Source organism: Maritalea mediterranea, from assembly GCF_021568695.1.
In the GTDB taxonomy this organism is placed as follows: domain Bacteria; phylum Pseudomonadota; class Alphaproteobacteria; order Rhizobiales; family Devosiaceae; genus Maritalea; species Maritalea mediterranea.
The window spans coordinates 137245-149491 of record NZ_JAKGTI010000001.1 but is presented as its reverse complement, the minus strand read 5'-3'; the positions used below and the strand labels follow the sequence as shown (position 1 = coordinate 149491).

At 55.6% G+C, this 12247-nt stretch carries 11 protein-coding genes; 2 read left to right on the top strand and 9 right to left on the bottom strand.

What is annotated here, in order from left to right; translation table 11 throughout:
- Positions 1–12: 12 nt before the first annotated feature.
- Positions 13–459 (top strand): iron response transcriptional regulator IrrA, encoded by a 447-nt coding sequence (irrA, locus tag L1I42_RS00770; RefSeq protein ID WP_305067698.1) that lies wholly within the window; start codon positions 13–15, stop codon positions 457–459.
- A 22-nt stretch (positions 460–481) separates the two neighbouring features.
- Here the strand turns inward: irrA and L1I42_RS00765 are convergent, their stop codons facing one another.
- On the bottom strand, positions 482–1054 hold the full coding sequence (locus L1I42_RS00765; protein WP_236112541.1) for an SH3 domain-containing protein: 573 nt from the start codon (positions 1052–1054) through the stop codon (positions 482–484).
- A 144-nt stretch (positions 1055–1198) separates the two neighbouring features.
- On the opposite strand from L1I42_RS00765, the gene L1I42_RS00760 reads away from it, so the two are divergent.
- Entirely contained in the window at positions 1199–2200 is a 1002-nt protein-coding gene (locus L1I42_RS00760) for a 2-hydroxyacid dehydrogenase (protein ID WP_236112540.1), read from the top strand.
- Positions 2201–2465: 265 nt separating this feature from the next.
- On the opposite strand, the gene pnp is transcribed toward L1I42_RS00760, so the two are convergent.
- The 8 genes from pnp to rimP all read right to left on the bottom strand — a co-directional run bounded on the left by pnp (position 2466) and on the right by rimP (position 12214).
- Complete coding sequence (pnp, locus tag L1I42_RS00755) at positions 2466–4601, bottom strand: polyribonucleotide nucleotidyltransferase (protein ID WP_236112539.1); 2136 nt, start codon at positions 4599–4601, stop codon at positions 2466–2468.
- A gap of 220 nt (positions 4602–4821) precedes the next feature.
- On the bottom strand, positions 4822–5091 hold the full coding sequence (gene rpsO / locus L1I42_RS00750; RefSeq protein ID WP_236112538.1) for a 30S ribosomal protein S15: 270 nt from the start codon (positions 5089–5091) through the stop codon (positions 4822–4824).
- Positions 5092–5220: 129 nt separating this feature from the next.
- On the bottom strand, positions 5221–6147 hold the full coding sequence (gene truB / locus L1I42_RS00745) for a tRNA pseudouridine(55) synthase TruB (RefSeq protein ID WP_236112537.1): 927 nt from the start codon (positions 6145–6147) through the stop codon (positions 5221–5223).
- 14 nt (positions 6148–6161) lie between these two features.
- Complete coding sequence (rbfA, locus tag L1I42_RS00740; protein WP_236112536.1) at positions 6162–6566, bottom strand: 30S ribosome-binding factor RbfA; 405 nt, start codon at positions 6564–6566, stop codon at positions 6162–6164.
- Between the two features lie 92 nt (positions 6567–6658).
- Positions 6659–9268: a translation initiation factor IF-2 gene (gene infB / locus L1I42_RS00735; protein WP_236112535.1), complete on the bottom strand. Its 2610-nt coding sequence runs from the start codon at positions 9266–9268 to the stop codon at positions 6659–6661.
- An 11-nt stretch (positions 9269–9279) separates the two neighbouring features.
- A complete protein-coding gene (locus L1I42_RS00730; protein WP_236112534.1) occupies positions 9280–9918 on the bottom strand; it encodes an RNA-binding protein in 639 nt (212 codons plus the stop codon).
- A gap of 19 nt (positions 9919–9937) precedes the next feature.
- Complete coding sequence (nusA, locus tag L1I42_RS00725; RefSeq protein WP_236112533.1) at positions 9938–11557, bottom strand: transcription termination factor NusA; 1620 nt, start codon at positions 11555–11557, stop codon at positions 9938–9940.
- Between the two features lie 27 nt (positions 11558–11584).
- Entirely contained in the window at positions 11585–12214 is a 630-nt protein-coding gene (gene rimP / locus L1I42_RS00720; RefSeq protein WP_236112532.1) for a ribosome maturation factor RimP, read from the bottom strand.
- Between the last annotated feature and the right edge of the window lie 33 nt (positions 12215–12247).

Below are 12247 nucleotides of genomic sequence, written 5' to 3'. Positions count from 1 at the left end.
AGGGATGGGTGAATGAACCAGTTGCAAAAATCTAGCTTGCGTCAGCCAAGTTCCCGTGGTCCCTGCTTGACAGCAGTGCTGCGCATGGCAGGCCTGCGCCCGACGCGCCAGCGTTTGGCCCTGGCAGATTTGATTTATGGCAACGGCCATCGCCATGTGAGCGCGGAAGCGTTGCACGCCGAAGCAGATCAGAGCGGCGTCGCTGTGTCACTGGCCACGGTTTATAATACGCTGCGGCAATTCAAAGATGCCGGTTTGTTGCGGGAAGTCACCGTGGATGCGGCACGAACCTATTTCGACACCGACACATCCGACCACCACCATTTTTATATCGAAGATGAGGACCGTGTGGTCGACATTCCGTCAAATGAAATCGTGATTCAAGGGTTGCCGGATGCGCCCAAGGGCATGAAGATTTCACATGTGGATGTGGTGGTGCGGGTGCGCCGCGAAAATTAGAGCGCGTTTATCCGCCTAAGACCTAGTCAAACTCTTCGTTTTCGTAGACCCCCCAGACAAATTGCTTTTCCACCCAGCCCTTAAAGTTCTGGGATCGCGCATTTTCGCCTTCGGGCTGAAAACTGCCCGCCACTTCACACCAGGCCACAATACATTCTTCCACCGTCACCAGCACCTTGGGCGCCAATTGTGCCCGCAGGGGCGCGCCACGGTCAGCCCGGGCGTAGAGCGGGATGGCTTGTGACTGCTCGTTCAGCCAAGGGGCGATCAGGCCGGTGCGGCGGCCGGACAGGAGGCTTTGGTGAATCCAGCCTTCATCCCCTTCCGAATCGCGCACCTTGCGCCAGGTGTCAAATTCCTGAATCACCTCGACCGGCAGCCCGGACTGGGTGAAAATCCAGGCCACATCATATTTTTGCCCTGGCCCGTGCCGCACATTGATTTTTGACGAACCGAGCGAAACAAATCGCGGTAGGGGCAGGCCTGAGGGCCCCACATTCTGTGCCCAGGCCGCGCCCACGGCCAACCACAATGCGCACAGCGCCAACATCACGCTTTTGGGGGAAATGGGCAGACGGGAACTGGTCAAACGCATCGCAAATTCATCTCTTGTTATTGGGATCAAGGCCCGATAGTTTAACTCCACTTAGGCAAAGACACCTTAATGGATGGCTAAAACCATGCCCAGTGGCGCAAATTCTCTTCGCTGGGCATGAGTGTATGGGTTGAAAGGGAATTTATGCCTCACACCAATGCGCGTGTTCTGGTTACGCGGCAATTGCCCACCCCGGTGGAAGACCGGATGGCGGCCCTGTTTCAGGTGACCTTTAACACACGGGATGAAGCCCTTACCACCCAGCAATTGATTGACGCCTCGCAACATTGCGATGTGCTGGTGTCCACCATCACCGACAATCTGAATGCGGATGTGATTAACCAGCTGGGGGCGAATGTGCGCCTGATCGCCCAGTTCGGTAACGGGGTCGACAATGTGGATGTTAACGCCGCCGCCGCGCGCAACATCTCCGTGACCAACACACCCAGCGTGCTCACTGATGATACGGCGGACATGACCATGGCGCTGATTTTGGCCGTGCCGCGCCGTCTGATTGAAGGCAGCCAAGTGCTGTTAAAAGACGGGTCCTGGCCCGGCTGGTCACCCAATTGGATGTTGGGGCGGCGGCTTTCGGGCAAGAAGCTGGGCATTGTCGGCATGGGCCGTATCGGCGCTGCGGTGGCACGCCGCGCCAAAGCCTTTGGCCTGGACATTCACTATTACAGCCGCTCCAAGCGCCCGCAAAGTCTTGAAGAAGAGCTGAGCGCTACCTATTGGGACAGCCTTGAAGCTATGCTGGCTGAGGTGGATATTGTGACCCTGCACACGCCGGCCACCAGCGCCACGCGGCATTTGATCAATCGCGACAATCTGGCGGTGATGAAGCCGGAAGCCTTTCTGGTTAATCTCGCCCGCCCCAATTTGATCGATGAAGACGCGCTGATTGAGGCGATCGAAAAGGGACGGCTCAGCGGCGCGGCGCTTGATGTGTTTGAACATCATAAGCCGATCAATCCCGCATTGTTGGCGCTGGCACGGGCCAACAAAGTGGTGCTGACCGCTCATATGGGCTCAGCCACGCTGGAAAGCCGGATTGAGATGGGTGAAACGGTGCTCGTCAATATCCGCACCTTCCTCGACGGCCATCAGCCACCGCACCGGGTGTTGCCGGACCATAAGGGGTAGTCGCCCTTCGCCGTCCATGTCTCGCCTTCAGCCGTCGAAAACTCAGCTCTTCCTCTATCGAAGTCTATGACTTTGGTCCCGGCTCGAAGGCCGGGACGGCACCTGAGACCGCCGAGGAGAATCAGGGCCGCCCCGGACAACAAGCGGCGCTCGCGTCGCGCAGGCTGATCCGGGGCCAATTTGCGAACAATTTGAGCAGCAGACACAAAAAAGCCCGGCGCAGACGAGGCTGGCCGGGCTTTAATCAGGTTAAAGGCAGAGCTGACTATTCGTCGGCTTCTTCTTCCTTTTTGATCTCTTCACCAGTTTCCTGGTTTACCACTTTCATGCTCAAGCGCACTTTGCCGCGATCGTCAAAGCCCATCAGCTTTACATAAACGCTGTCGCCTTCTTTGATGATGTCTGTGGTTTTCTCAACGCGCTTGTCCGCCAGTTGGGAAATGTGCACCAGGCCATCGCGTGGGCCGAAGAAATTGACGAAGGCGCCAAAGTCCACGGTTTTCACCACGGTGCCTTTGTAGATTTCGCCCACTTCCGGCTCGTCAGTGATCGACTTGATCCATTTCACCGCCGCTTCGATGGCTTTGCCGTCTGAAGAAGAAACCTTGATGGTACCGGTGTCGTCAATGTCGACTTTCGCGCCGGTTTTTTCCACGATCTCGCGGATCACTTTGCCGCCTGCGCCAATCACTTCACGGATTTTGTCCGTTGGGATTTGCAGGGTTTCGATGCGTGGGGCGAATTCGCCCAATTCTTCGCGGGCACCGTCCAGCGCTTTGGACATTTCGTCCAGAATGTGTGCGCGGCCGCCATTGGCTTGGGCCAGAGCGGTTTTCATGATCTCTTCGGTGATGCCAGCGATCTTGATGTCCATTTGCAGCGAGGTGATGCCTTCAGACGTACCAGCCACTTTAAAGTCCATATCGCCCAAGTGATCCTCGTCACCCAAAATGTCAGACAGCACCGCAAAGCGATCGCCTTCCAAAATCAGACCCATGGCAATGCCGGAAACCGGACGGGCCAAAGGCACGCCTGCATCCATCAGCGCCAAAGAGGTGCCGCACACGGTGGCCATAGAAGATGAACCGTTAGATTCTGTGATTTCAGAAACCACACGCAAGGTGTAAGGGAACTCTTCCGTTTTAGGACGCACAGGGTTGATCGCGCGCCAGGCCAGCTTGCCGTGGCCGGTTTCGCGACGGCTTGTGCCGCCCATGCGGCCTGCTTCACCCACAGAATAGGGGGGGAAGTTATAGTGCAGCATGAAGTTTTCTTTGCGGGTGCCATCAAGGCTGTCGATGAACTGTTCGTCATCGCCGGTGCCCAAAGTGGCCACAACCAGCGCCTGGGTTTCACCGCGGGTGAACACGGCTGAACCGTGGGTCCGGGGCAGAACGCCAACTTCTGAAACGATGGGGCGCACGGTTTCCAGATCACGGCCATCAATCCGGCGACCGGTGTCGAGAATGTTCCAGCGCACAATTTTTGCCTGCAGCGATTTGAACACCGCCCCGATTTGCTCATCGGTATATTTGGCGTCTTCGTCTTCGCTGGCCGGGGCGAAATGGTCTTTCACCTTGGCTTTTGCCGCATCCACCGCTTCATAACGGTCCTGCTTGTCGGTGATCTGGTAAGCAGCGCGCAGATCGTCTTCCACCACTTTGAGCATTTCGCCTTCAAGTTCAGACAGATCTTCAGGGGTGAATTCGCGCGGCTCTTTGGCGGCCAATTCAGCCAGCTTGATGATCGCGTCGATCACTTTCTGGCTTTGCTCATGGCCATACATCACGGCGCCAAGCATCACATCTTCGCTCAGCTCTTTGGCTTCTGATTCCACCATCAACACAGCGTCATTGGTGCCGGCCATCACAAGGTCCAGCTTGCTGTCTGCGGCCTGTTCTGGCGCAAAGTTCAGCACATATTCGCCGTCAATATAGCCAACGCGCGCGGCACCGATCGGGCCCATAAACGGCACGCCGGAAATGGTGAGCGCAGCAGAGGCGGCCACCATAGCCAACACGTCTGGCTGGTTTTCCAAATCATATTGCAACACGGTGATGACCACTTGGGTTTCGTTCTTGTACCCGGCTGGGAACAATGGACGGATCGGGCGGTCAATCAGGCGAGAGGTGAGGGTTTCCGCCTCAGTGGGGCGACCTTCACGTTTAAAATAGCCGCCGGGGATTTTACCGGCTGCATAGAATTTTTCCTGATAATTCACAGTCAGCGGGAAGAAATCAACGCCTGCTTTTGGTTCTTTGGCAGAAACCACAGTGGCCAACACAACGGTTTCGCCCAAAGTGGCCAATACGGCACCATCGGCCTGACGGGCCATTTTGCCGGTTTCAAGGGTCAGCGTTTCGCCACCCCAATTCAGTTCAACTTTATGATGATCAAACATATTTCGTCCTTTAAATAGGCGATTTACGCCCGTTCACATCCGGTGAACGCGGCGACACGCCAATGATTTTCAAAGGAACAAACCAGCAAGCAAGATGGCAAGGCGCTTTTAATTGGCAAAAGCCACTGAGAAAAAGCGTCCGACGATCCTGCTCCGGCATTGTTCCTTTCGTTCAAACAATATGGAGGGCAAAAGCCCCCCATATCAAGTCTTAAGTGCCTTAGCGACGCAAACCCAAACGCTCAATCAGCGATTGGTAGCGCGCAACGTCTTTGTTCTTAACATAGTCAAGCAAACGGCGACGCAGGCTGACCATTTTCAACAGACCACGACGAGAGTGATTATCTTTCTTGTGGTCTTTGAAGTGTTCGGTCAAATTTTTGATCCGCTCGGTGAGAATTGCAACTTGCACCTCAGGAGAACCAGTGTCCCCGTCTTTGGTGGCAAAATCTTTGATCAATTCTTCTTTGCGCTCAGGCGTAATCGACATCGGCCAATCCTTTCTAAAATGAAAGCTAAAAGGTCACCCATGCGCCGAGATGTCGTCCAGCACAGGGTCATTTTCCCGCAAAGGCGGTTGCGCGCGCTTATAAAGGAAAATCGGGCAAAAGAAAAGGGTTCAATTGCGCACCGGCGAATCAGGCAAAATCACACGGCTTGGCTTGAACTGCCCCTTTTCCACCCGTCCCAACGCCAGCACATCGCCACGATGGGTGGCATAAGCCAGATCAAGGCTGATGGGGGCGTGGCGGCCCAACAGTAGCGCCGGATTGCCCATGCGCACGGCCTGGGCCTGCTTTTGATCCAAGCTCACCTCATCAAGATGCCCCAGCGCATCGCCAATGGGCCGCAGGGCCTCATCCCGACTTTGTATATCCTCACAGGCTTCCAGCACGTCAATGCTGATCGCATCATCTTCTGTGAAGGGCCCAACGGCCGCCCTGTGCAGGCGCGACACATGGGCGACACTGCCCAGCTTTTGGGCGATATCCCGCGCCAATGCCCGCACATAGGTGCCTTTCTGGCAGGTCACGCGCAAAGTGGAGAATTCGTTCCCATGGGCCAGCACTTCAAGGGATTCAATTTCAATTTCGCGCGGCGGCATATCGGGCTTTTCCCCGGCCCGGGCCAGATCATAGGCGCGTTCACCCTTGATTTTGATGGCGGAAAAGGCGGGCGGAATTTGGGTAATGATTCCCGTGAAACAGGGCAGAATGTCGATCAGTTCGGCTTCGGTTGGCCGATGGTCGGAGGTTTCGATCACCTCGCCTTCCACATCATCGGTGGTGGTGGCGCTGCCCCAAGCCATATCAAACTCATAGATTTTGGTGCCGTCCTGCACAAAGGGCACGGTTTTGGTGGCTTCGCCCAAGGCAATCGGCAAAATGCCGGTGGCCAAGGGGTCCAAGGTGCCCGCATGGCCGGCCTTTTTGGCCTCAAACAGCCATTTGATTTTCCCCACCGCCTGGGTGGAGGTCATGTCATAGGGTTTATTGAGAATCAGCCAGCCGGAAATGGCGCGCTTTACGCGTTTTTGTTGCGACATGTTTTTGAGTGGCTCTATCGATCCTGATCGTCGTCATCATCATGGTGAAGATCGCGGGCCACGCGATCCGAGCGCAGCAATTCGTCAATGCGCCCCGCCTCATCAAAGGTATCATCGACAAAGAAGCGGAAATCCGGGGCATATTTCAGATCAAGCGACGGCGCGATCTGGCCGCGGATGAATTTTTTGTTGCGGTTGAGCGCCGCCACCACGGTTTCCGCATTCTTGCCGCCCAGCGGCATAATATAGACCTTGGCGAGCTTCAGATCCGGCGTCATGCGCACTTCAGGCACCGTGATAAAGGCGCCGACCAGATCCTCATCCATAATTTCATCACGGGACAAAAAGCCGGACAAAGCATGCCGCACCAATTCGCCCACGCGCAATTGCCGTTGGGAGGGGAGTTTTTCACCGCTCATAATCTTTGCCTTTTTAAAAATTGCGCATCATGCTCAAATAGAGATGGCGCCCATTGGCGCCATTCTCCACATTCATCAAGCCATTGAGCGGCTTAGAGCGTCCGCTCAACTTCTTCCACGCGGTAACATTCAATCACGTCACCGGGGCGCATATCTTCATATTTTTCAAATGCCATGCCGCATTCCTGGCCTGCATTCACCTCTTTCACTTCATCTTTGAAGCGCTTCAAGGTAGAGAGCTTGCCTTCATGGATCACCACATCATCGCGGATCAGGCGCACACCGGCACCCCGTTCCACAATGCCGTCGGTCACGCGGCAACCGGCCACACGACCCACCTTGGTGATGTTGAACACCTCAAGGATTTCGGCATTGCCGATAAAGGTTTCGCGCACTTCAGGTGACAACAGGCCGGACATGGCCGCTTTCACATCGTCCACCAGATCGTAGATGATGTTGTAATAGCGGATTTCCACGCCTTCGCGGGCCGCAGCTTCGCGGGCCTGCTTGTTGGCCCGCACGTTAAAGCCGATCACGATGGCTTTGGACGCCGCCGCCAGGGTCACGTCCGATTCGGTGATGCCACCTACGCCAGCGATCAGCACTTGAGCAGACACTTCATCAGTGGCCAGCTTGTCGAGCGCGCCATTAATCGCTTCCACAGAACCTTGCACATCGCCTTTGATGACCAATGGAATCTTGGCCAAATCTTCGGTTTTGAGCTGGTTCATCATTTGCTCGAGCGAGCTTACGCCGCCTGCTGCTGATTTCTCACGCTGCTTGCGCTGACGATATTCGGTGATTTCCCGCGCTTTGGCTTCGTGTTCCACGCCACCCAGCAAATCGCCAGCATCGGGCACACCGGTAAAGCCAAGAATTTCCACCGGCGTTGAGGGGCCTGCTTTTTTGATCTGCTCGCCCTTATCATTGATCAGCGCCCGCACTTTCGCCCATTGGGCACCGGCCACCACAATATCGCCCACGGCAAGTTCGCCGCTTTGCACCAGCACAGTGGCCACTGAACCCCGGCCCTTATCGAGCTTAGCTTCCACCACAATGCCCTTGGCGCGGCCTTTTGGATTGGCTTTCAATTCCAAAATTTCAGACTGCAGGATGATCGCGTCCAAAATGCCTTCAAGGTTCTGCCTTTTCATCGCAGACACTTCGACATCAAGGATTTCACCGCCCATGCTTTCCACAAACACTTCGTGTTGCAACAATTCGTTGCGCACGCGGTTCGGGTCGGCTTCCGGCTTATCCATCTTGTTGATCGCCACGATAATCGGCACGTCGGCCGCCTTGGCGTGTTTGATCGATTCGATGGTTTGCGGCATCACGCCATCGTCTGCGGCCACCACCAGCACGGCAATATCGGTGGCTTGCGCCCCGCGTGCCCGCATAGCAGTAAAGGCTTCGTGACCTGGTGTATCCAGGAAGGTGATGTGATGACCATCACGCTCCACCTGATAGGCGCCAATATGCTGGGTGATGCCCCCGGCTTCGCCTGACACTACATTGGCTTCACGGATCGCATCCAACAAAGATGTTTTACCATGGTCAACGTGACCCATAATGGTCACAACCGGTGCCCGTGGCTCCTGCTCTTCAGGATTTTGCTCGGAATCATCGTCAAACAGACCTTCTTCCACGTCGGATTCAGCCACTCGTTTCACAGTGTGGCCCAATTCCGTCGCAATCAGCTCAGCCGTGTCGGCGTCAAGCACATCATTGATGGTGGCCATTTGGCCTTGCTGCATCAATAGCTTGATCACATCGACAGCGCGCTCGGCCATCCGGTTGGCCAGTTCCTGAACGGTAATGGCCTCTGGAATGGTCACCTCGCGGGCGATCTTTTCCTTCGCCTGCTTCGGTCCGCGACCTTTTTGCTTCTCGCGCCGACGCTTCATCGCCGCCAGAGATGGCCCGCGATCCCGTTCGCTGTCACCAGACAGGGCGGCAGTCACGGTCAGTCGGGTTTTGCGGCGGTCATCGCTCGCTGGCTTTTTCGAGGGTTGTGGCCGGGCCGCCCGTTTGGCGCGCTCCAACTCTTCCTCATTCACCAAGCTTTTGCTGCGGCCAGCCTCATGCTTTTTACCGCCACCTTTACGGTTCGGGTCAGCGGGCGGCGCCTCAGGGGTATCGTCCTTTGGTGCGGCTTTGGCTTTTGGCTCAGCCTTTTCTTTTTTCGTCTTGGCTTCCTCGCGGGCGATCCGCTCGGCTTCCATGCGCTCTTCTTCTTCAGCGCGCAAACGTTCGGCTTCTTCCCGCTCTTTTTTGCGACGGGCATCTTCCTCGGCGCGCCGACGCGCGGCTTCTTGCGCCTGACGTGCTTCTTCTTCCGCCCGCGCTGCGGCTTCGCGCAAGGCGCGTTCGCGTGCGGCGGCTTCAGAACTGGTCAGTCCTTGCTGTGGCCGTGGACCGCGCTCTTGCTGCGGCCGACGATTTTGTGACTGTTGCGGCTTTTTGCCCCCGGGCTGTTGCGGGCGCTTTTCGCCTTGGGGTTGTCCCCCTTGCTGTGGGCGTGCGCGATTGCCGCCCGCGGCAGGCGGGTTAATCCGGCGATTGCGCGTTTCCACCACGACGGTCCGGGACGACCGTGTGCCACCTGGCCGTGCGCCACCACCGGGCGCACCTTTCAGCGTCAGGGTCTTTTTGCCCCCGCCCCCAGGTGTTGCATCTGATCTTTTGTCCTTATCACTCATATATCCGTCACTCACCCTGTGTTCTCAGCCGAAAATCGCGCCAATTGATGGGCCCGATCCATAGCAGATTTTGTCGCCGCGCCGCCTACCAGCGCTGCATGTATCACATTTTTGCCGCCCAATGCCAAACTCAATTGTTCAGCGGTTAAAAAATCGATGAGCGGCACCTCATCTTCCAGCTCTACAGCACGTAGCAGCTGTGTCATCTTTTTGCGTCCATCCATGCTGCCATCGCTGGCGGCAATCAGGGCATCAATTTTGCCCTTTTCGATGGCGGAGCGTACCTTGGCATAGCCGGTGACCAAATGGCCGCCCTTCATGGCCAGGCCCAAGGCGCCCAACAATCTTTTTTGCAAATGTGCCCTGGTGATTTCCACCAGATTGTCCGGCACATTTACATTTGTCTTTAGGGCGCGGGCAAAAGCCTTTTTGGCCACCGCCTGCGCCAATATTTGTTCATTTGCCGTCACCCATACGCCACGTGCGCCTGCTTTTCCAGCAATATCGGGTAAAATCTCGCCATTGGGGCCCAAGGCAAACCGGATCAAATCAGCTTTGGGCAAGGATTCGCGGGTCACACAACAGGTGCGCAAATTCTTATCGGCCCTCTTGTCCGCCTCGAGACCTGTGGTCATTTCACCTTGTGGCATTTGGGTTTGATCCAGTGTCTTACTCCTCTTGCGCTTGTGCGCTTTCAGCGTCTGCGTCCTCGTCGATCAGCTCTTGGTCACCTTCCAGCTCTTCCTGGGTGATCCAGCCGGCCTTCACACGGGCAGACATAATCATTTGCTCGGCGTCTTCACGGCTGATGGGGAAATCCTTGAAAATACCGTCGAAGAATTTGACTTCGCCGTCTTTGCGTTCTTTCCAACCCACCAGATCGTCAGGTGTGTAGCCTGCGAAATCTTCGATGGTTTTGACCCCATCTTCACCCAAGGCCACCAGCATAGCAGCATTGAGCCCGTCAATTTCATAAAGCTCGTCCTGAACGCCCAATTCTACCCGCTTTTCATCGCGGTCACGTTCAGCCTGTTCCAAAAATTCTGCCGCACGGGCCTGAATTTCAGCTGCGGTTTCTTCATCAAAACCTTCGATGGAAGAAATCTCGATCGGCTCAACATAAGCCACTTCTTCCAAAGACGCAAAGCCTTCAGACGCCAGCAACTGCGCCACCATTTCATCCACATTCATGGCATTCATGAACAATTCGGACCGTTCGGTGAACTCTTTCTGGCGGCGCTCGCTTTCTTCCTGCTCGGTCAGGATATCAATATCCCAGCCGGTCAGTTGAGAGGCAAGGCGCACATTTTGGCCGCGGCGGCCAATGGCCAAAGACAATTGCTCATCCGGCACCACCACTTCAACGCGCTCAACTTGCTCGTCGAGCACCACTTTCACCACTTCAGCAGGCTGCAATGCAGAGACCACCAAATCGGCAATATTTTCGGTCCATGGGATGATGTCGATTTTCTCGCCCTGCAGCTCGTTCACAACGGCCTGCACCCGAGAGCCGCGCATGCCCACACAGGCGCCAACCGGATCGATGGAAGAATCATTTGATGTGACCGCGATTTTGGCACGTGAGCCGGGATCGCGCGCGATGGAGCGGATATTGATCACGCCATCATAGATTTCTGGCACTTCTTGCGTGAACAATTTCGCCATGAACTGCGGATGCGTGCGCGACAAAAAGATTTGCGGGCCGCGCTGCTCTTGGCGCACATCGTGAATATAGGCGCGTACGCGATCGCCATAGCGGAAGGTTTCGCGTGGGATCAGCTCGTCACGACGGATAATCGCTTCGCCGCGACCCAAATCAACGATCACATTGCCATATTCAACACGTTTCACAGTGCCGTTAATGATCTCGCCAATGCGGTCCTTATATTCCTCATACATGCGCTCGCGTTCCGCATCGCGCACTTTTTGCACAATCACCTGCTTGGCAGATTGCGCCGCAATCCGGCCAAACTCAATTGGCGGCAGGGATTCGGTCACATAGTCGCCCAGCTGCGCCGCTGCGTTGCGGTTGCGGGCATCTTCAAGACTGATCTGGCGGCTATATTCTTCAACATTTTCCACCACTTCCAACAGGCGCCACATTTTCAGTTCGCCAGTTGATGGGTTGATTTCCGCCTTCACTTCGGTCTCGGCACCATAGCGCGAGCGCGCGGCTTTTTGAATGGCATCCTGCATCGCCTCAATCACGATCATCCGATCGATTGATTTTTCCCGCGCGACCGCGTCGGCAATTTGCAGCAGTTCAAGCCTGTTTGCACTGACAGCCATTAGTTGGTCTCCTTAAGAGGCATCAAGTTAAGCTTCATCTGTCCCATCCTTATCGTGGTCAGCTTCGTCAATTTCTGTTTCCAGCTCAGGGTTGTCCAGCGGACTTGCCGCTTCCTGACGGGCACGCGCTTCATCAAGCAATTTATCGGTCATCACCAATTTGGCCTCGGCCAAATCTTCAATGTTGAGCGCCCAAACCGGTTCTTCGCCTTTTGGCGTGTCGGGGATGTGGATCAATATTTGATCTCCATTTACCCCTTGCAAGGTGCCGCGAAATTTCTTGCGCCCATCTTGCAGTTGCGCCATTTCAATTTTGGCTTCGTGGCCTGCCCATAATTCAAAGTCTGACAGGCGCACCAAAGGCCGATCCACACCGGGGGACGACACTTCCAAATGATAGGCCCGCTCAATGGGTTCTTCCACATCCAAAATCGGCGAAATCTCACGAGAGAATTTTTCGCAATCCTCAATGGCGAACTCGCCATTGGCGTTTTCGGCCATGATTTGCAGCGTACAACCATTTTCGCCGGTCACGCGCACCCGCACCAGCCGATAGCCCATATCTTCAGCCACCGGCTCCAAAATGGCCCAGATCCGCTCTTCCAGCGGCCCAACGCGCCCGAAGGCTTTTTCATTTAAGTCCAAAAGCTGTTTCATGGGACCCTATATTAAAAAAGAGCGGGACCGGCT

Bases quoted from the DNA above. Each gene is read 5' to 3' on its own strand.
- irrA (WP_305067698.1), top strand. From the start codon at position 13: ATGAACCAGTTGCAAAAATCTAGCTTGCGTCAGCCAAGTTCCCGTGGT.
- L1I42_RS00765 (WP_236112541.1), bottom strand. From the start codon at position 1,054: ATGCGTTTGACCAGTTCCCGTCTGCCCATTTCCCCCAAAAGCGTGATG.
- L1I42_RS00760 (WP_236112540.1), top strand. From the start codon at position 1,199: ATGCCTCACACCAATGCGCGTGTTCTGGTTACGCGGCAATTGCCCACC.
- pnp (WP_236112539.1), bottom strand. From the start codon at position 4,601: ATGTTTGATCATCATAAAGTTGAACTGAATTGGGGTGGCGAAACGCTG.
- rpsO (WP_236112538.1), bottom strand. From the start codon at position 5,091: ATGTCGATTACGCCTGAGCGCAAAGAAGAATTGATCAAAGATTTTGCC.
- truB (WP_236112537.1), bottom strand. From the start codon at position 6,147: ATGTCGCAACAAAAACGCGTAAAGCGCGCCATTTCCGGCTGGCTGATT.
- rbfA (WP_236112536.1), bottom strand. From the start codon at position 6,566: ATGAGCGGTGAAAAACTCCCCTCCCAACGGCAATTGCGCGTGGGCGAA.
- infB (WP_236112535.1), bottom strand. From the start codon at position 9,268: ATGAGTGATAAGGACAAAAGATCAGATGCAACACCTGGGGGCGGGGGC.
- L1I42_RS00730 (WP_236112534.1), bottom strand. From the start codon at position 9,918: ATGCCACAAGGTGAAATGACCACAGGTCTCGAGGCGGACAAGAGGGCC.
- nusA (WP_236112533.1), bottom strand. From the start codon at position 11,557: ATGGCTGTCAGTGCAAACAGGCTTGAACTGCTGCAAATTGCCGACGCG.
- rimP (WP_236112532.1), bottom strand. From the start codon at position 12,214: ATGAAACAGCTTTTGGACTTAAATGAAAAAGCCTTCGGGCGCGTTGGG.